Origin of the sequence: Kitasatospora sp. NPDC053057, assembly GCF_044546945.1 — a bacterium.
Lineage (GTDB): Bacteria > Actinomycetota > Actinomycetes > Streptomycetales > Streptomycetaceae > Kitasatospora.
In genome coordinates this window covers 1-19,589 of record NZ_JBITZP010000047.1, presented here as the reverse complement: position 1 = coordinate 19,589, position 19,589 = coordinate 1, and the positions used below count along the sequence as shown (strand labels likewise).

General features: G+C 71.4%; 14 protein-coding genes and 1 pseudogene. 9 read left to right on the top strand and 6 right to left on the bottom strand.

Annotated features, from left to right (window positions below; all coding sequences use genetic code 11):
- Positions 1-2: 2 nt before the first annotated feature.
- The 3 genes from ACIG5E_RS33120 to ACIG5E_RS33110 all read right to left on the bottom strand — a co-directional run bounded on the left by ACIG5E_RS33120 (position 3) and on the right by ACIG5E_RS33110 (position 2,822).
- A complete protein-coding gene (locus ACIG5E_RS33120; RefSeq protein WP_396539834.1) occupies positions 3-668 on the bottom strand; it encodes a recombinase family protein in 666 nt (221 codons plus the stop codon).
- Between the two features lie 317 nt (positions 669-985).
- The gene (locus ACIG5E_RS33115; protein ID WP_396539832.1) at positions 986-1,393 is read right to left on the bottom strand and encodes a hypothetical protein; all 408 of its coding nucleotides are present in this window, start codon (positions 1,391-1,393) and stop codon (positions 986-988) included.
- 391 nt (positions 1,394-1,784) lie between these two features.
- On the bottom strand, positions 1,785-2,822 hold the full coding sequence (locus tag ACIG5E_RS33110; protein WP_396539830.1) for a Rieske 2Fe-2S domain-containing protein: 1,038 nt from the start codon (positions 2,820-2,822) through the stop codon (positions 1,785-1,787).
- A 555-nt stretch (positions 2,823-3,377) separates the two neighbouring features.
- On the opposite strand from ACIG5E_RS33110, the gene ACIG5E_RS33105 reads away from it, so the two are divergent.
- From ACIG5E_RS33105 to ACIG5E_RS33080, 6 genes are all read left to right on the top strand, one after another.
- The gene (locus tag ACIG5E_RS33105; RefSeq protein ID WP_396539828.1) at positions 3,378-6,239 is read left to right on the top strand and encodes a BTAD domain-containing putative transcriptional regulator; all 2,862 of its coding nucleotides are present in this window, start codon (positions 3,378-3,380) and stop codon (positions 6,237-6,239) included.
- Positions 6,240-6,425: 186 nt separating this feature from the next.
- Positions 6,426-6,611, top strand: coding sequence for a plantaricin C family lantibiotic (locus ACIG5E_RS33100; RefSeq protein ID WP_396539826.1), 186 nt, complete (start codon positions 6,426-6,428; stop codon positions 6,609-6,611).
- A gap of 79 nt (positions 6,612-6,690) precedes the next feature.
- On the top strand, positions 6,691-9,711 hold the full coding sequence (gene lanM, locus ACIG5E_RS33095; protein ID WP_396539824.1) for a type 2 lanthipeptide synthetase LanM: 3,021 nt from the start codon (positions 6,691-6,693) through the stop codon (positions 9,709-9,711).
- 126 nt (positions 9,712-9,837) lie between these two features.
- On the top strand, positions 9,838-10,032 hold the full coding sequence (locus tag ACIG5E_RS33090) for a hypothetical protein (protein WP_396539822.1): 195 nt from the start codon (positions 9,838-9,840) through the stop codon (positions 10,030-10,032).
- 81 nt (positions 10,033-10,113) lie between these two features.
- The gene (locus ACIG5E_RS33085; protein ID WP_396539820.1) at positions 10,114-12,894 is read left to right on the top strand and encodes a DUF4135 domain-containing protein; all 2,781 of its coding nucleotides are present in this window, start codon (positions 10,114-10,116) and stop codon (positions 12,892-12,894) included.
- Positions 12,895-12,911: 17 nt separating this feature from the next.
- The gene (locus ACIG5E_RS33080; protein ID WP_396539818.1) at positions 12,912-15,074 is read left to right on the top strand and encodes a peptidase domain-containing ABC transporter; all 2,163 of its coding nucleotides are present in this window, start codon (positions 12,912-12,914) and stop codon (positions 15,072-15,074) included.
- Positions 15,075-15,127: 53 nt separating this feature from the next.
- Here ACIG5E_RS33080 and ACIG5E_RS33075 read toward each other — a convergent pair whose 3' ends face one another.
- From ACIG5E_RS33075 to ACIG5E_RS33065, 3 genes are all read right to left on the bottom strand, one after another.
- Positions 15,128-16,030: a hypothetical protein gene (locus tag ACIG5E_RS33075; RefSeq protein WP_396539815.1), complete on the bottom strand. Its 903-nt coding sequence runs from the start codon at positions 16,028-16,030 to the stop codon at positions 15,128-15,130.
- Between the two features lie 198 nt (positions 16,031-16,228).
- Positions 16,229-16,804, bottom strand: a complete 576-nt coding sequence (locus tag ACIG5E_RS33070; RefSeq protein WP_396539813.1) for a restriction endonuclease — start codon at positions 16,802-16,804, stop codon at positions 16,229-16,231.
- Positions 16,805-17,053: 249 nt separating this feature from the next.
- Positions 17,054-17,398 carry a hypothetical protein gene (locus ACIG5E_RS33065; protein ID WP_396539811.1) on the bottom strand — a complete coding sequence of 115 codons (345 nt, stop codon included), beginning with the start codon at positions 17,396-17,398 and terminating at the stop codon, positions 17,054-17,056.
- A gap of 183 nt (positions 17,399-17,581) precedes the next feature.
- Between ACIG5E_RS33065 and ACIG5E_RS33060 the strand changes: the two are divergent.
- The 3 genes and pseudogenes from ACIG5E_RS33060 to ACIG5E_RS33050 all read left to right on the top strand — a co-directional run.
- Positions 17,582-17,794 (top strand): annotated as a pseudogene (locus tag ACIG5E_RS33060) (ATP-binding cassette domain-containing protein); the annotation flags it as partial.
- Between the two features lie 116 nt (positions 17,795-17,910).
- On the top strand, positions 17,911-18,405 hold the full coding sequence (locus ACIG5E_RS33055) for a hypothetical protein (RefSeq protein ID WP_396539809.1): 495 nt from the start codon (positions 17,911-17,913) through the stop codon (positions 18,403-18,405).
- A 213-nt stretch (positions 18,406-18,618) separates the two neighbouring features.
- On the top strand, positions 18,619-19,230 hold the full coding sequence (locus tag ACIG5E_RS33050; RefSeq protein WP_396539807.1) for a class I SAM-dependent methyltransferase: 612 nt from the start codon (positions 18,619-18,621) through the stop codon (positions 19,228-19,230).
- The last annotated feature ends 359 nt before the right edge of the window (positions 19,231-19,589 follow it).

Sequence of the window (19,589 nt, the reverse complement as noted above, 5' to 3'; positions counted from 1 at the left end):
GGTCAACTCGCCGTGACCTGCTTCGGAACCCGCCCGGAGGCACGGAGCTCCCGCAGGTCGGGGATGTGGTTGTAGAGGGTACCGGGGCTGACGCCGAGGATCTTGGCGATCGACGTGATCGAGTTCTCCGGGTTGGGCAGCATGTCGCGGGCAGCCCGGATGATCTCGGCGGTGGCGACGGTGGGACGTCCGCCTACCCGGCCACGGGCGCGGGCGGCGTCCAGGCCCTCGCGAGTGCCGGAGACGATCAGCTCCCGAATGAACTCAGCGAGCGCGGCGAAGACGTGGAAGACGAGCCGGCCACCGGGCGTGGTGGTGTCCAGTCGCTCGTGCAGCGAGCAGAAGCCGACCTCGCGGCGCCGGAGCTCGCCCACCATGTTCACCAAGTCCTTCAGCGAGCGGCCGTAGCGGTCCAGCGACGGAACCACCAGCGTGTCGCCGGACTGCAGGAAGGCGTGGCACTCCTTGAGCTCTGGGCGCAGGTCGTCCTTGCCGGACTTCTTGTCGGCGAAGATGCGCCGGCAGCCGGCGGCGGTGAGGGCGTCGATCTGGCGGTCGAGCTTCTGCCCGCCGGTGGAGACCCGGGCGTAGCCGATGAGGATCTCGGTCCGCTGGGCGGGTTCGGCGACCAGGAGGTCGAAGGCGTCGGGCTCGAAGGGGGTGGTCACGCCCGGGATTCTGTCAGAAAACGGTGTTCGGAAGTTCTTGAACGTCCCTGGTTTTTGAAGGAGTTGTTGAAGGATCTGAGGGGCCGTCGGGCGGCCTGCGCGGCGATCTTCAGGAAACGATGGTTTCTTGAAGCCCATCAAGCAGGGCGCACCTCGGCACCGTGATCGTTCTCACCGATAACCACGGTTCCATTGATCCCCGAGGCCGGGATCGCACTCAACGCCGGGCTCACCGTCACCCGACGGCGGGGCACCCCGATCTGGCGCGACGTGGACCAGCCGGTCCGGGCGGCCGACTGCCCGCCTCACCAGCCCTCCTACCCGTTGCCGATGGCGAGTTGGGCGATGGTCCCGAGGACCTCGGTGTCGTCCACGTCGAGCAACGAGGCGCGGACGGCCGCCGGGTCGCCCGCGGCATAGCCGTTCTGGTTCAGGGTCGTGACCGGGACGACCACCTTCACGGTCGCGCCCGTGCAGCTCGGGGCGAACCGGGCGGTGCCGAGGGCACCGGAGCGCCGGTCCTCAGCGGTCACAGTCGCGGACCTGACGAAGCCACCGGCGTCGCAGGAGTACTCGATGGTGACATTCACCGTCGTCGAGGCGCCGCCGGAGACGGTCGCACCGTCGATCTGCACCCCGGTGCCGGCGTGCGCCGGAGCTGCGCCGAGCAGTATCCCCACGATCAATGCGGGACCACCGAGCCAGGTCACGATCCTGCCGTTCATGAGGGCCCTTCCGTTGTCGGTTACCGGTCATGCTACGAACGACGGTGCGCCCCGGCCCGGTCCAACGATGAACGTTAGAGCGGCGTTCATCCGGACACCCACCGTCGACGCTGGAGGGGTGCCATGGGTGAGCGGGAAACGTGGACGACGGACGAGTTCGGCCCCGCACACGAAGGCACGGCGAGCCTTGGGGAGGCCACCGGACGCGCTGAGCCTCGACGAAGAGGGCGCCCGCCGTCTGCTGAACCGCTTCGGGCGCCGGCACACCTACAGCTGAAACCTGCTGCCAGGATGGCCGGAGCCCGGGTGAGGGCGCCTCCAGGAAGAGGAGGAGCTCCGGTGCCACGTCCTCCGGACTTCGCCAGTTCCGACAAGACCCACGAGACATGACTTATTGGCGGGTGCCCGTTTCGATGGTGGCGTCCTCGCCGTCGTGGTCCACGTGAGAGGTTCCGGCCCGCAGGTCCATGTGGCCGTCGGGCGGGTAGAACTGGCGCGCCCAGTGCCGCATCGCGCCGATCGGCCCGTCGCCGGCGGCGAGCCGAGGCCGGGAGAGGTACTTCTTGGTGGACCAGATCGGGAAGTCGGCCGAGGTGAAGTCGAGGGAGCCGCGGAACATCGGGCCCGCCATCAGCTTGGTCACTGTTCGGCTGACGGTCCGGGCGAGCAACGGCGGTAGTCCGGCGGGCTCCCTCAGGACGAAGCGGCTCGCTTGCCGCAGTTGCATCCGGACGGGGGTGACCTGGGCGGGCATCACCAGCGAGCAGATCGCCAGCCCCAGGGAGGGTGTGCGGATGTCGGTGTGCAGCACCGACAAGCCGTGTCCGTCGACCTCCACCTCGACGTCGCGCATGCCCACCAGCGGGAAGGTCTCCCGCACCCGCATGGAGATGTGGAAGTTGACCCCGTTGAACTCCACCGGGGCCGCCAACTCGCCCTGTGGCCAGCCGTGCAGGGTGATGAAGTGCCCCAGGTCGAAGGAGTTCTCCATGACGTCCTGGGCGTAGCCGGGCATCTCCAGGGAGGCGTGGCGCAGCGGCTGGTCGCCGAGCGCGTGCCAGGTGGGGATCTCCCAGTCCGGGTTCCGGCCGTCGTGGTGGCGCCAGAGGAAGACCACGTCGTTCAGCTCGCGCACGGTCAGCCGGGTCAGCGAGGCCCTGGGCGGCGGCGTGCCGTACCCGGTCCGGACGCAGCGGCCGTCGGGGTCGTAGGCAAACCGGTGGAACGGGCAGACCAGGTCGTTGCCTTCCACCTTCGCGAGGCCCAGGTGAGCGCCCAGGTGGGGGCAGTACGGGCGGACCGCACGGACGCGCCCGTCGTGCAGCCGGTAGAGCACCACATCCTCGCCGGCTAGTTGGCGGGTGATGACGGTGCCGGGCTTGAGTTCGGAGGAGAAGGCCAGTGCGGCCCAACCGTCGGGATAGGGCAAGCCTGGCGGGAGCGTGGCATCGGCGGGAGTCGGGGAGCTGCTGACGGGGTGAACGTGGCTTCGGCGCGCGGGCATGACCTCTCCTGTCGGCCTGTCCGGCGAGGCCGCTCCCAGGCGATCAGCATCCGAACAGAGTGGATTTGGATGCTATCCGCGATCTGGGGCGAGTTGTTATGCAATAGGCGCTTAATTAGCCCCATGCACAGAAAGTCTGATGGTCATTCTGTTCATGTCTCCGAGTGCGGCCTGCTGCCGGGCCTGCGTTGCCAACGGCTCCATTCGGCGGGGCCGGTGGCAAGTCCCTCTCCCCCGCCCGGGCCGCCGCCTCGGCCCGCCTCGGCCCACCACGACCCGCACCACTGTGCGCCGCGTCCGCTCCGCCCCCGGGCGGACCAGCCCTCGGGCGGACCGCGGCGGCTGCCCTGAGCTGGGGCGTTGCGACGCCCCTTGGAATCCGAGGCGAAGGGGCCGGGGGTCGGACGCGGCGGATAGCATCGCCGCAACGGGGTGATCGACACGGCCGGCGCTGCCGGTCGGTCTTGGGGGAATCGAATCGTGCGTTTCAGTTTGCTCGGCCCGGTCGTGGTCCGGCAGGGCGATCGGGTGGTGCCGGTGGGCGGGCCGAAGGTCCGGGCGCTGCTGGCGGCGTTGTTGTTCCAGGCGAACCGGGCGGTGTCGCTGAGCAGTCTTCAGGGTGCGCTGTGGGGCGAGGAGCCGCCGACGACGGCGTCCGCCTCGCTGGCCAACCATGTGGTGCGGCTGCGGCGAGCGCTGGAGGCCGAGGATGCGCCGCGGCTGTCCGCCACCCCGTACGGGCCGCTGCTGCGGGTCGACGAGGGGGAGCTGGACGTCCGGGAGTTCACCGGGCTGCTCTCCCTGGCCCGCGAGGCCCGCGGGCGGCGGGACTGGCCGGCCGTGAGCCGGCACGCCGGGGCGGCCATGGCGTTGTGGCGCGGTCGGCCGCTGGCGGACCTGCCGGTCCTGCACACGCTGGAGGCCGAGGTCAGGCAGCTGTGCGAGGCCCATCTGCAGGCCCTGGAGTGGTACTTCGAGGCGGAGCTGGAGCTGGGGCGGCACACCGAGGTGACGCCGGAGCTCAGCCGCTGGGCGGCCGAGCACCCGCTGCACGAGTCGCTGCACGTCCTGCTCGTCACCGCGCTGTACCGCGGCGGGCGCCAGGCCGAGGCGCTTGAGGTGTTCGAAGCCGTACGGGCGGCGCTGGCCGAGGAGCTGGGCGTGGACCCGGGCCCGGCCCTGCGGGAGGTCCACCAGCGGGTGCTGACCGCCGACCCTCTCCTGTTGAAGGAACAGGCGGGCTTGGAGGCGGTCCCGGTGCCGACAGCGCCCGCACCCACACCGACGGCACCCGCGCAACTGCCGCTGGACACGACCCTCTTCACCGGACGCAAGGACGAGCTGCGCCGCCTGCGCGAGGCACTGGAACAGGCCGCGTACGGCAACGGCCCCGGCGTGGTGGCCGTGACCGGCATGGGCGGGGTCGGCAAGAGCGCCCTCGCCGTCCACGCCGCCCACCTGCTGCGCGACCGCTTCCCCGACGGGCAGCTCCACCTGGACCTGCGCGGCCACGGCACCGCGACCCCGCCCACCGCCCGCGAGCTGCTCGCCTCCGTACTGACCGACCTCTCCGGACCGACCGACCCCGCCGTACCCCTGCCCGAGGACACCGGCCAGCGGGCGGCGCTGCTGCGCTCGGTGCTCGCCGAGCGGCGCGTCCTGCTGCTCCTCGACAACGCCCGCGACGGCGCGCAGGTGCTCCCGCTGCTGCCCGGTTCCGGCCGCAGCGCGGCGATCGTCACCAGCCGCTCCACCCTCACCGACCTGCCCACCGCCCACCACCTGTCGCTCGCCCCCATGGACGTCGAGGAGCAGCGCGCCCTGCTGTGTGCGCTGTGCGGCAGCGACCGGGTCGAGCAGGACCTCGACGCCGCGCTGCGGATCCTGGCGGCCTGCGCGGGCCTGCCGTTGGCCCTGCGCATCGTCGGCGCCCGGTTGGCCGCCCGTCCGGCCTGGCCGCTGGCCACCCTCGCCGACCGACTCGCCCCCGGCGGGCCCGGCCGCCTGAGCACCCTGACGGCGGGACACCTCCAGGTGCGCGCCACCTTCGCCGCCAGCTACCTCGGGCTACGGGACAGCGAGTCGCCCGGTGAGCGCGAGGCCGCGCGCGCGTTCCGTCTCCTGGGCCTGTGGCCCGGCCAGACCCTCGGCCCCGCCGACGCCGCCGCCCTCCTCGACCGCGACCCCGCGCGGGCCGAGGAACTGCTCGAACAGCTCGTCGACGCCCACCTGCTCCAGACACCCGCCCCGCTGCGCTACCGCCTCCACGACCTCCTCGCCGAGTACGCCGCCGAATGCGCCGAAGCCGACGAGAGCGAGCAGGAACGCGAGGCGGCCCGACTGCGCATGTGCGTCTGGTACGCGCTCGCCCTGGAGAACGCCCGCCTGGCCATCCCCGAGAGCGGCCAGCTGCCGCCCCGGCTCGGCCTGGAGCCACCCGCCCCGCTGCCCGTCTTCACCGACGAGATCCAGGCCCTCACCTGGTGCCGGCGTGAGCTAGCCGGCATCGGCGAGGCCATCCGGCAGGCCGGGCAGAGCCACCGCTTCGACCTCGCCTGGCGGATGGCCGTCTGGCTCCTCGGCTACATGCGCACGTCCTGGTGGACCGGACACTGGGAGAGCTTCCTCCACCAGGCGCTGGACCTCACCGAACAACACGACGACCGGCTCGGCCGCGCCTGGCTGCTGCGCAGCCTGGGTGCCTGCCACGGCATGGGTCGGCGTCCCGACCGCGCCATCGAGGCCTTCGAGGAGGCCCTCACGCTCTTCGACGACCCCGAGAGCCAGGCCGTCACCCTCGCCTACCTGTCGCTGGCCCACAGCACGGCCGGTCACGGTGACCAGGCCCTCGCCCATGCCCGCGCGGCCCTCGACCTCCACCGGCGCACCGGCGGTGACCGGCACCGCACCGCGATCTTCCTGAGCACCATGGCCGACGCCCTGCGGGTGTCCGGCCACCTCGACGAGGCCGACCTGTGCTACCGCGAGGCGATCGGGCTGTGGCGCGACCACGGGGACGCCAACGGCACCGCCATCGTCCTGACCAACCACGGCGACGTGTTGCGCCGCCGCGGCCGGCGCGATGACGCGTTCGCGGCCTTCGAGGAGGCCCTCGCGACCTTCCAGTGCATCGGCAATGCCGCCCTCGTTGTCGAGTGCCTGGTCATGATGGCCCGCACCCACGCCCGCTTCGATGAGTGGCCGCAGGCCCGTACCCGCATCCACGAGGCGATCGAGGTCGCCGACCGGCACCACCTGGAGTCCCGGCTCCGCGAGGCGCGCGACATCCTCGGCCTGATCGAAGTCGGCGCGATCGAAAGCGTCTGGCCCGCGGACCGCTGAGAGCGGCCGGCCCTTCGCAGGACCCGTCCATACCGGCTCTCTCCCCGCAGAGCCGTACGGCCGGGCCGTCGGGGTGTGTGAATCCCCTGTTGACGGCCTGTTGAGCGGTTGTTGGCGGGCGCTGCCACGCTGGCTCCAGAGCGGTCCGAACAGGGACCGCACGAGCCTCGAAATGAGCCAACTGCCATGAGCAACCCCAACGTTGACATCCTCGAAGAGATCAGCGAGCAGAACCTCGACGGCCTGAGCGCGGGAACCTTCACCTTCGGGCCCATCGAGGGGGTCACCTACACGGTCGCCAGCTGGGCGCTCGGAAACAACGGCTACCTCTGCACCGTCACCGCCGAGTGCCAGAAGAACTGCCAGCACTGATCCCATCCGGGGTGTGCCGGGTGCTGAGCGCCCGGCACACCCCTCCCGCGAAACCGGAACTCTCATCATGCGTGCACCAATGCCGAGTGCAGTGGCGGAAATCCTGCACACCTATCTTCCGGAGCTGCCGGACGGCGCGGCCCGGGACCGCCTGTTCGAAACCCTGCTCGGCGAAGCCGCGCGCGGCGATGACACCGAAGCCTCCGGCCCGGACGTTCCCGCGCCCGGGGCCTACCATCCGGCTGCCGACCCCGAGGGCATGTTCGGGGACTACTTCGCCCACCTCGTCCTGGCCTGGGCGGGGCGGATCGGCGACGCCGTGGCCGCCTCGCCGGTGGTGGCGGCGGATAACACGATCGGCCGGGACTTCGTCCAGGCCCAGACCGAGGCGGTCTCCGCCCTGATGCTGCGGGCCCTGCTGGAGGAGCTCCACCGGCTCCGGGCCGCCGGTTCGCTACCGGGTGACACCCCGGAGGAGCGCTACCGCGGTTTCCGGGCCTGGACCAACAGCGGTGCCGGGCACGCCGAGATGCTCCAGCGGTACCCCCTGCTCTTCCGCGCCGTCCGACTGCGCGTGCGGTCGGCGGAGGACCACCTGCTGGAGGTGATCGGAGCGGCCGAACGCCACCGCGATGCGCTCGCCGCCCGCATCCCGGGCATCGGCCCGAACCCCTTGGTCACCGCGATCTCGCTGGGTCAGGGCGACACCCACAACGGCGGGAGGTCGACGGCGCGGATCCGCTTCGCGGACGGCAGCCGGGTGATCTACAAGCCGCATCCGATCGAGGCCGAGATCGGGTACAACGCCTTCGTCGGTTGGATCAACGGGCGTCTGGGAACCGGTCTGCGCACGATCAGCGCGGTGCCGACCGGGGACGGCGGATTCGTCGAGTACGTCCGCACCGAGGAGTTCACCGGTGACGCCGAGGAGTACTTCGCGCACATCGGCCGGCTCACCGGGATACTCCACCTGCTCAGGGCCACCGACATCCACTACGAGAACGTGGTCACGGGTGCGGCCGGTCCGGTCGTCATCGACACCGAGACTTTGCTCACCCCGCGGCTCAACGTGCCTGCCGGTGACGGCAGCCGGTCCGCCGCGCACGAGGCCGCCACCGCGATCCGTGAATCCGTCGCGGCGATCGGCATCCTGCCGACGCTCCTGAAGCCCGGCGATTCCGACCGGGGCCTGGACATCGGTGCCATCGGCTACGACCCGGGCCAGGACATCCCGTTCCGAACGCTCGCCGTGCGCAATCCGGGCCGCGACGACATGTTCGTGGAACTCGCGGTCGGCCGGACGGTGGCCGCCAACGCGAACCTCTCAGTGCTCGGCACCACCGCCGTGCCGGTGCCGGTGCAACGCGACGTCATCAAGCGGGAGTTGCGCCGGGTCCTGGAGTACGCGAGCGCGCATCGCGACGAGGTGATGGCGGCGATCGAGACCCACCTCGGCGACGTCCGCTTCCGGTACGTCAACAACCCCACGATGTTCTACACGCAGCTCCTGAGGATGGCCACCCACCCCACCGCGCTGCGCGACCCGCTCGTCAGGGCGGCCGTACTGAACCGGGTGGTGCTGCGGACCGGCGAGGCGGCCGAGCTGGCCGACGAGGAGGTCCGGCAGCTCGCGGCCTGGGACGTCCCGTACTTCTCCTACACGCCGCGCTCCACCGCCGTGTTCGCCGGGGCCGGCACCGACGACGGCTCGGTCGTACGGGCCGGGGCGTTCGAGGAGCCCGCCCTGGAGGCGGTCCGGGCGCGCATCGCCGCCCTGAGCCCGGAGGCGATCGAGCGCGAGCTCCTCCTGGTCGACCTCGCCTTCGTCCACAAGCTCCCGGTGGACCAGGAGCCGACCGGCTTCGCGCCGGTCCGGCCCGTCGGCGCGGAACCCGTGACCGTGGACCGGGCGCGGCTGCTGGCCGAGGCCGTCCGCATCGGGGACCGTCTGGTCGACGGGATGGTCCTGGGCCGGGACGACCAGTACCCGGCCACCTGGATCGCTCCCCAGGTCATGACGGCCGAACAGAGCCAGTGGTGCCCCGGCACGCTGGGCTACGACCTCTACGGCGGCAGCCCCGGCCTCGCCCTCGTGCTCGCCGGACTCGCCCGCGAGACCGGCGAGGACCGGTACGCCGTCGCGGCGACCCGGGTGCTCGGTCCGTTGGAGGACCAGCTCCGGCGCGGAGAGCTGGCGGGCCCGAAGATCTCCCTCGGCGGGATGACCGGCCTCGCGGGCACCGTGTACGCCATCGCCACGGCCCGCCGACTGCTGGGCACCACGGGCACCACCGGAGCCCTGACGCACGGCGAACTGGCCGGCGAGCTCGCCCGACGCGCCGAACCGGCGGTCGGCTGCGACTTCGTCAGCGGTATGGCCGGCACGCTCGCCGTCTGCCTCGCCCTGCACCGCGACGCGCAGGAGGGCGCCGACCGGCAGCTCGTCGAAGCGGCCGCCCGGACGATCGCCGCCGAGGAGGCGCGCCTGCTCCGCGGCCTCAAGGCGGAGTCCGGGCAGGTCACCCCGTACACCGGGTACGCCCACGGGGCGATGGGGATCGCCCCGGTGCTGATCCAGTACGGCACGCTCCTCGGCGACGCGGAGGTGCGCGACCTCGGGCTCGACATCCTCGGCGCGGTGCTCGACGCCTACGACCCAGGCGACCGGGACTGGCCGCGGGTCTGGGGCGGCGAAGACCGCTCGTACGCCTGGTGCCACGGCGCGCCCGGGATGCTGCTCGGCGCGCTCACGGTCGAGCGCCACGCTCCCGGTGTGATCCCCCGCGCGCGACTGGAGCGGCTCGCCGAGCTGACGCTGCGGCGCGGCTTCGGCAACAACCCGACGTACTGCCACGGCGACCTGGCGAGCACGGAGATCGCGGTCATGGCGGAGCGGGAGCTGCCCGGCCTGTTCGGCGGGCACCTCGCCAAGGACCTCTACCCGCGCCTGTTCACCGAGGTCGTCGAGCGCTACGAGGAGCGCGCCGACACCAAGTACGGCCACAGCAGCAGCCTGCTGGTGGGCCGGGCGGGGTTCGCCTGGTCCGTCCTGCGTCACCTGGACCCGGACGCCTATCCCTGCGTGCTGAGCCTCGACTGAAGGTTTGGCGGCCCGCACCCCGCCGGCATCCGCCCGGCGCGGGCCGTCGCTGGACGGGGTTCCCGGATCCTCCGGGGACCTCGGTTGATCAACACCCCTGATCAACACCCTAGGAAAGGAAGAGACATGAGCGACATCCTCATGGACGCCAGCACCGGCTTCATCCCGGTGGACGAGCTGGTGGAGCTGGCTGCGGAGCCGGACGAGATCGCGGTCGGCACCATCCTGCAGACCACGGCCGTCATCACCGCAGCCACCGCCATCAGCGCTGCTCTCCAGGGAGCCTGCCCCACCAGCGGCATTACCCCGCGCTGCGTCTGATCCTGACACGCCGGCCCCGGGCGCACCCGGGGCCGGCCCCATCGACGACCGAACACCGAACAGCGAGGAACCGTAGTGCAGTTGAGTGAGGAAACCCTCGAAGAGCTGCTGCGGCAGCGCCTCGAGGACAAGGCCGACGTCTTCGGGGGCTTCCACCGCCCGCTCCTGGTGGAGTGCGCGCGGCGGTTCACCGACTGGGAGCGGCTGAGGGAGGCGGACTTCGCGGACTTCATCGACGTTCCGCGCGTCCTTGATTCGCTCCTGCGCGCCATCACGGACGCCCTTGCCGAGACCAGCGTCCGTACCCTCGTCACGGTCTTCCGCTCCCGCCACAGCGATCCCCTCCTCACCGGCCTGGGCTACGACGGGTTCCACGCCTGGGCCGCCACCGAGGAAGGCCAGAAGGAGTTGTTCAGCCGGTTCCCCGAGTTGGAGCGACTGCTGCGCCTGAGCGCCGACCGCCGGGTCGAGCACGCGCAGCGCGTCCTCCGGGCCGCCTGGGAGGACCGGCACCTGCTCCAGGACGCCTTCGGGACCGGCGGGCGCGTCGTGTCGTTCGTCCCCGGCCTCGGGGACTCGCACCGCCGTGGTCGGACCGTCTCGTTCGTCGGCTGGGAGAACGGCGTGACCGCCATCTACAAGCCCCAGCAGCAGAGCGTCCAGCCGCTCCTGGAAGCGGTGCGTTCGCTCGCCGATCCGGGCGGAGCCTTCTTCGGACCGCTCCACCCCAGGACCGTCGCCCGCCCCACCCACCTGTGGCAGGAGCGTGTCCAGCACACCGACGTCGACGAAGCCGTGGGCCCGGCCGGGTACTTCCGGCGGTTCGGCCGGGTCGCCGCCCTGCTGAGCATGCTGGGCGCCACCGACCTGCACCACGAGAACATCATCGCCACGGCGGACGGGCCCGTGGTGATCGACACCGAGACCCTGGTGTCCGTTCCCACCGCGAACTCCTCGGCACTGACCGGCGAGCTCGAAACGTCCGTCCTCAACACCCTCCTCGTCCCGGCCCGTTTCAGCGGCGCCACCGTCGACGTCGACCTGTCCGCCGTCGGATGCGTGAGCCCGGGCGGCTCCCAGCGTCTGCAGTCCTACGGCCTGGTCGACCCGGGCACCGACCTGATCCGCTTCGACCGAACGCCCGCCGTCCCCCAGCACCGCACCAACATGGCCACCGTCCGGGGCGAGCAGGTCGACCCCCGGCTGTGGGTCGGCGAGCTCACCGCCGGATTCGACGAGGCCCGCGCCCTGCTCCGGACCCACCGCCCCGCGATCGAACGCGTCGTGGAGCGAACGGGCCACTGGTCGGTCCGCCAGGTGCTGCGCCCCACCTACCTCTACGCCCGCTTCCTCGAAGCCTCCCTCCACCCGGCCCATCTCGCGAGCCCGACGGCCCGCGCGGACCTGCTCGGCAAGCTCCCCCCGCGCCACCGCGGCCTCGACGGCCCGGAGGCCTCGGGCGCCGCCCTCCGCGACGAGGTGGCCGCGCTGCTCGACCTCGACGTGCCGTTCTACGACCTGCCGTGCGACTCCCGGCAGCTGCGCGGCAGCGACGGCCGGCCGGTCGTCACCGCCACCGGCGATCCCGTCGAGCTGCCCAGCGCCCCCCGGCAGGCCGCGCTGCGCAGCATCGCCGCCTTCTTCAACCGCCCGCCGGGCCGCGACCTGACCTACCTCGGCTACGCGCTCGGCAGTTCGGTGGACGACGTCTGGGACGTCCGCCACCCGCCCGTACACGCCGGTCCGGCGCTCACCGACGCGCCCGGCTGGCTCGCGACGCTCGCCGAGCTCGTGGTCGGTGAGGCCGGCCAACCGACCTGGCTGATGCCCCGGTTGGACGGCGACGGCCTGCGGCTCGGCGCCGTCGACACGATGCTGCACGAGGGCGGCGGACTGCTGCTCTACCTCGCCGAGGCCGGACGGGCGCGCGGCGCGTCCGCGATCGGGGCCGACCCCGCCGCCGCCTACTCCACCGCGGTGCCGCCGACGCTGCCCAGGGCGACGGCCGCAGTCCAGTTCTCGCCGTTCACGGGGCTGCTGTCCACCGTCGTCACCGGCCTGGAGCTGCGGCGCCGCAGCGCCGACCCGGCGCTCATACCGCTTCCCGCCATGCCATCCGACGACATCGACGTCCACACCCTCTCCCTCGACGACTTCGACTACCTCAACGGCTTCGCCGGCTACCTGCTCCACCGCGCCGAGTACGCCCACGACCCCGCCCTGCCGCCCGCCGCCCCGCTGATCGACCGCCTCCTGGACCTGGACGGCCCGCCCACCGCCCACACCGGCGAACTCAGCCTGGCCCACGGCCGCTTCGGCCGGATCGCCGCGCTGAGCGCGCTCGCCCTGAGCGGCGCGGACGCCAGCGGCCGGGTGCGCGAGCACCTCGACGCCTTCGCCTCCGGGTACCTGCGCCACCGCTGGCAGGACGACTCCCTGCGGGACGCCGGCAGCAGGAGTACCTGGTGCAAGGGCTACACCGGCGTCGCGTTCGCCGCCGCGAAACTGCTGCGCGCCGTCGGCTACTCGGCGCAGCAGACCCGCGAGGCCCTCGCCCCCGAGATCGAACACATCGTCAACGGCGACCTCGGCGGCGACATCAGCTTCTGCCACGGCGCGGCGGGCCGGCTCGCGATGCTGTGCTGGCTGGCCGACCGCCTCGCCTGGCCCGCCCTGCGCGTCGAGGCCGCCGCCCTGCACGGCCGCTTCCTCGATCGCTACGGCGAGGGTGGCTGGTCCTTCGGCATCGGCTCGGTGACGGACCTGCCGTCGTTCCTGTACGGCCGGTCCGGCTGGTACTACGCCCAACTGATGCTCTCCGACCGCCGGGTCGAACTCCCCCTGTGCCTGGGAGGCCGCTGATGCCGTCCATATCGCCGATGCACCGCGCACGTCGGGTCAAGGAGGTCCACCAGTTCGCGCCCACCGAGTGCGCGCTGTGCTGCATCGCGATGATCCTCTCCGCGCACGGTTCGACCGACTCGGTGGCGCGGCTGCGCCGGGAGCACGAGACCGGCCGGGACGGACTGACCATCAGGGAGACCGCGGACATCCTGCGCGGGCACGGCTTCCGGGTCCGCACCTTCCGCGCGGGCACCGGCGGCCTGCGCAAGCTGGTGTTCCCGCTCATCGCCTACTGGGACGACAGCCACCTGGTGGTGCTGGAGAAGCTCACCGAACGCCACGCGACCGTCGTCGACCCGTCCGGCGGCCGGCGCAAGGTCACCGTCGAGGAGTTCGAGAGCCACTACTCGGGCCTGGCGATGGAGGCGACGCCCACCGACGCCTACACCCCGGTGCGCCACCGCGAGCCGAGCGTGTGGCGGGAGTTCCTGCGGGCCCTGCGCGGTACGAAGGGGCCGCTGGCCGGCGCGTTCCTGATGTCGCTGCTGCTCTACGCGTTCACCATCGTGATGCCGATGGCGATCGAGCGCGCCATCAACGGCTTCGAGCGCTACTTCACCGAGCTGTCGCTGCCCCTGGTGCTGGCCGCGCTCCTGGTGCCGATGGCGGCCTACCTGGTCCTCTCGCTGGTGCGGTCGGCCTGCCTGGCCTCCGTCATCCGGAGCCTGGGCGAGCTGATGATGGGCCGGACCTTCCGCACCCTGCTCGGCCTGCCCTACAAGTACTTCGCCAACCGCTCGCAGGGCGAGCTGATGTACCGCCTGTCGAGCATCGCCGCGGTACGGGACATGATCTCCAGCCAGATCGCCGCCGTCCTGCTGGACCTGGGCAGCCTGGTGGTGGTGTTCACGTACATCTTCCTGGGGTCCGTCCCTCTCGGGCTGATCGCCTCGGCGGTGCTGCTGTGCATGGTGGCGGTCGCCGCGCTCGCGTACCGGCCGATCCGGCGGACGACGGCCCTGGAGATCGACCGGACCGCCGAGTCGTCCTCCCTCCAGATGGAGGCGCTGGCCTCGATCGAGACGCTGAAGGTCTCGGGCATGACGGACTCCTTCCTCGCCGACTGGTCGACGGTCTACGCCGGGGTGATGGACCGGACCAGGCGGCGGATCCTCCTGCAGGGCGCGGCCTCCGCGGGCCAGAGCGTGTTCCAGGTCTTCGGCCCGCTGCTGGTCCTGGCGGCAGGCCTGTGGATGGTCTGGAAGGGCCGCCTCGACCTGGGCACGGCGGTGGCCGTGCAGGCCATGACGGCCACCAGCCTGGGCACCGTGACGTCGCTGTCCAACGCCTTCTCCCAGCTCGTCGTCGTGAACGCCCAGGTGTCGCGGGTCGGCGACATCCTCCACCAGCCCCCGGCCCCGGCCGTGTTCGGCGACGGTGCGGCCGACCTGCGGGCCGACCTGCGGGGCGACGTCACCCTGCGCGAGGTCGGTTTCACCTACCCCGGCGCGAAGACCCCGGCCCTGAAGGGCGTCAGCTTCGACGTGCGGGCCGGGCAGAGCGTGGCGATCGTCGGCGGCTCCGGCTCGGGCAAGAGCACCCTCGGCAAGCTGCTCATGGGCCTCTACCCGGCGGCGACGGGCAGCATCGCCTTCGACGGCCTGCCGCTCAGCGAGATCAGCGCGGACGCCTTCTACCGCCGTGTCGCCTACGTACCGCAGGACATCGTCCTCAGCAACCGGTCGATCGAGGACAACATCGCCTTCGGCGTGCCCGACGCGAACCGCGACCTCGTCCGCGAGGCCGCCCGGCAGGCCCAGATCCACCAGGACATCGAGGCGATGCCGCTGGGCTACCACACGCAGATCCGGGAGATGGGCGGAAGCCTGTCCGGGGGCCAGCGCCAGCGCGTCGCCCTGGCCCGAGCCCTGGCCCGGCGGCCCGGCGTGCTGGTGCTCGACGAGGCCACCAGCGCGCTCGACACGGTGACCGAGTCGCGGATCGCCGACGCGCTCGCCGGCCTGGAGTGCACCCGCATCGTCATCGCCCACCGACTGTCCACCATCATGAACGCCGACCTGATCGTCGTCCTCCAGGACGGCCGGGTCGTCCAGACCGGCCGGCACCACGACCTGCTGGCCGTGCCCGGGCCGTACCAGGAGCTGGTGCGCTCGCAGGTGAGCGTCCAGCCGGTGTGAGGCTGGCAGCTGTGAGCCCGGCAGCGGGTGAACGCGGAGGCCGTGTCCAACCCTCACCCGATCGGGGCCAGTTTCCCCAGGCCCAACGCGGCTGTCCGGGCCGCCTGCAGCGCCGCTCTGGCGCGGGCGGCGCCGCTGCGGGTGAACGGCTCGCCGCCGCCGACGGCGAGGGTGCGTGCGCCGAGGCCCGCGCAGGAGCGGCAGATGCCGGGGCGGGGAACGGGATCGTGGCAGGAGGCGCACTCGGCGAGCCGTACGGCGGTCGGGGGCGGGGTCGGGGGCGGCAGCTTGTGCTCCAGGCGGTAGCGGATCACCCCGGCCGCCGAGTGCAGGGGGACGGGGAGTGCGGGCAGGAGCGCCTGGGCGAGGTCGGCGTGCGTCGCCCCGCGTTCCAGCCACTGGGCGACCAGCGGTGCGAGCGCCCGCGCCTCGGCCTCGCCGAGGCGCAGTCGCGGCTCGGGCCGGATCGTCCGGTACAGCGCGGCCACGGCCGCGCGGACCTGTTCGTCCGGTACGCCTTCGTCCTCGACTTCGTCCTCGCCCTCGCCTTCGCCTTCGCTGCCGGGGAGGGTGGTTGCTTTCGCCTGGTTCTTTACTACAGGGGCGCCAGCGCGGCCGGTGGTTGGTTCACCGGGTACCGGACGGGTGGTACTCGGCGACGTCGGCTGCGGGGCGTCGTAGACGTGAGCCTCGGTGCGGACGGTGCCGTCGGGCATGCGGACCTTCTCGGTCCGGTAGAAGCCCGCGTCCGTCAGCTCCTTGAGGGCCTTGCGGACGGCGCCGCGCCCCTGGGTGCTGGTGTCGGCCATGTGCCGACCGTCCTCGCGCCAGCCGTCGGGGCGGGAGAGGAGATCCGCGAGCAGACCGCGCGCAGTGTAGGACAGCCGCCGGAATTGCAGGACGGAGTTGGGAAGCACGGTGAAGTGGCGGGCGTGTTCGGTACGATGGATCTGCATCGGGAGGTTCGTCTCCGGGTGCCGGGCCCCGGGGTGTTGGTAGCACCGCCGGGGTCAACTGTTTTCTGATTCCGTCACGGAACGTATCACGGTGCTCACAGCACCAATAATGCCTTTACGCAACGTGATTGAGGAAACGTCACTGCAGTTCATCCGGTGTCCGAACCTGCTCGCCGCAGTCACCATCGTCGCCTGGGTTCAGCCCCAGGGCGGCCCGCCCGTCCCCTCCGCCCACAACGCGAGCGCCCGCCGATCAACGGCCCTGATCCCGACCTGAGCACAGAACGCGGCCGCGGGCTTGGTGAACGAGCTGGTCGTCACCACAGCGGCCAGATCGCAACGGTGCACGTCACGATAGGTGCCGTTGACCACCTGAACATCCTGTGAACCGACGAACGTCCGCGGCCCGTACCTCTTCGCCTGGATCAGAATCCGCTGCCCGGTGGGCGTCGTGGCCAGCACATCCGCCGCCAGGTCACCGGCCCCGCCGACCACCGTCACCTTCGTGCAGCCGTCCCGCCGGCACAGATCCGCCAACGCGTGCTCGAACGCCTTCGGGCTCATCGTCAGAAACGGCCCGATGTGCCGCAACTGCGCCGCCCGCACGTCCAGCTCCCGCCGCCGCGCCCGCACCCGCGAACGCAGCACCGCGACACCCGCCCCTGCACCCACCACCAGCACCCCGGCCACCAAGACCAGGTGCTGGACCAGCCAGTGCACCACCACCGACACCACCGCGAGCCCGACCACCGCCGCGATCCCCACCAGCAGCATGTTGTCCCTGGCCTGCCGCACCCAACGGGCAGCACCCGACCGACGCCGCCGAACAGGCCTGCGAGCCACGGCATTCCCCCTCACACCCGGGTATCCGTGCGAGCGTAGAAGCCCCCGCCGCTCCGACGCCGGGCCGTGGTGTCGAGTTGTCCGGATCCCAGCGCCAGAAGGCCAGTACCGAGCACCGCCCTCTCGATGGCCTGAGCCCCCAACCTCACGACCCTCTGCTCATGCAAGGCTCCGAGGTATTCACGGCGTTTGCGATACCCCCCCGAAGACCCACGCGACCGCGAACCACAACGCGAACTGCCCGGCCCACTGGGCCGCGTCGCCGACGGTCTCCCCGGGGTAGACCTGGAGGTTCCCGACGAACGCGGCCGCGACGGCCGCGACGGAGCCTACGGCGGCAGCCTTCGGCCGCCGGACGGCGAGGTGCCAGCACAAGACGACGAGCAGGACGAACACGATCCAGGGCCGCACGCCAAACCGGAACAGGCCGTCGTGGTCCCGAACCTGAGCGATCGACCAGCAGAGCATCAGCGCGTAGAAGCCGGTGGTGGCCAGCACCACGGCCTGGTCCGTCAGCCAGGTCATGCGCTCCGATGTCGAGAGACGCTGGAGAAGCTCTTCCGTACGGAGATCGTATTCAGCGGCGTCGGCTCCGCGCGTCGCCCCGGAGATGTACGCGGGGTACGCCGCCGGGCCGATGGCCTGGGGGCAGAGGTGACACCCGCCGGCCGACGCGGCGAGCCGGCCGATGCCGCGAATGTTGTCCCCGTGATCGAAACCAACGAACTCACCAAGCGATTCAAAAACGTGACCGCTGTCGAGGGCCTCACGTTCACCGTCCAGCCGGGGCGCGCGACCGGCTTCCTCGGGCCGAACGGTTCCGGCAAGTCCACGACGCTGCGGATGATCCTGGGACTCAACGAGCCGACCCACGGCAGCGCGCTGATCGAAGGCGGTGCGGTTCAAGGGCGGCACCGAGGCACAGCCGCTGATCGAGGCCCTGGAGGTCCTCCGGGAGCTGAACGCGACCGGCGCCCGCAACGTGCCGGACACTGATGTTGTGCCCACGGGGCGGGCACGGGAGGGAGTCAGGTGTCATGGCGAGCACTCAGCTGACCGGCGTTCATTCGCTCCGTCTGGTCCGCGTGGACGCCGGTTCGGGCTCCGGTGTCCCGCGGATCCTTCCGAAGGCCGCGGCCGCTTCGACGTTCCCCCTGCTGCTTCGCCGGGCGGCCACGGTCCTCACCGTGCTCGGGCTGGCGATGATTCCCTGGCTGGTCTTCCTGCACACCGGGCTGCCGGCCACCGCTCAGGCCTCGCACTGGGCCTGGACGTGGACGGGTCTGGACAGCTTTGAGGCGCTCGGCCTGCTCTCCACCGGACTGCTCCTCAGGCGCGGCGACTGCCGGGCCTGCCTGACCTCCGCCGCGACCTCGGCCCTGCTGCTGGTCGACGCCTGGTTCGACACCATGACGACTGCCCCGGGTTCGCACTTCAAGCTGGCGGTGCTGATGGCGGTCTTCGTCGAGTTGCCGCTGGCGGTGGCCTGCGCGGTTCTCGCGACCCGGACCTTCCCTCGGCCGGGCCGCTGAGCGGAAGAGCTCGTGACGTGATCGGCGCTTGCGGTCCGGTCCGTTTCGGGAAGTCCCCGGCCTGCCGCAACGGCGGTCCACGGGCGGTTCGTTCGGCCCGCTCGGGTCGACTGCCGACAAAGTCGGCGCTGGCGCAAGCAGATTGCACACAAACATAACTGATTGGCCATCAGAGATGCTTCGATGGCCCAATCGGACATTTGGGGAGGAATTATGAGGAATTCGCGGGCATTGATCGGCGCGGGCGCTGCCGCCGCCGTCGCCACCTGGTGGTTCACCGACTCCGCGCCGTACCCGTACTCTCAGCGCTGGCTGCTCGACCTGCCGCTGCCGTTCCTGACTCTGAAGCGTCTGGACCACGTGCTGCAGGCCCGGGAGGGCGAGAGGATCCTGGAGATAGGCCCCGGAACCGGCCTGCAGTCGCTGCACGTCGCACCGCAGCTGGGCCCGAACGGCCAGCTGGACATCGTGGACATCCAGCAGGAGATGCTCGACCACGTGGGCCGCCGGGCCAAGGAGCAGGGCGTCGACAACATCGTGCCGAACTTCGCCGACGCACATGAACTTCCTTTTGCGGATGGCTCGTTCGATGCGGCTTACCTGGTGACGGCGCTGGGCGAGATCCCGGATCCGGCGCGTACGCTGGCCGAGCTGCGCCGGGTGCTGAAGCCGTTCGGGCGGCTGGTGGTCGGCGAGTTCTTCGACCGGCATCAGATCCGGCCGTCCTCGCTGATCAGCCTGGCGGAGGGAGCCGGGCTGCGGGTCGCCCGGCTGTACGGTCCGCCGTTCGCGTACTACGCGGTGCTGCGTCCGATCGACGCCTGACGCCGCTCGGGCGGTTCCCGCCCGGCCGAACCGTAGACCGGACGGCCGTAGCCGTAGCCGTAGGCAGTGTCGCCAAAGGGTCAGGCCCACATGAGGAGTGAGGCGAGGGTGGCTGTGGCTTGGTAGGAGACGGCGGTTTTGTGGCTCTCCTGCCGCATGTGTGGGTGCGCTGATCTGCGGCTGGACGTGAAACACGCCGTCCTCTGTGATCCTTGAGGTGTCGAGACTCAAGTTGGATCAAGCAGAGAGACGGCGTGCCTGCCTTCAGCATATGGAAGCGCACCCTGATGGTCGAAAACACCGTGGTCGAGGCGGTGCGCTGGGACAAATCAGAACAGTGTGTAGTCGCGTCGGTGCGG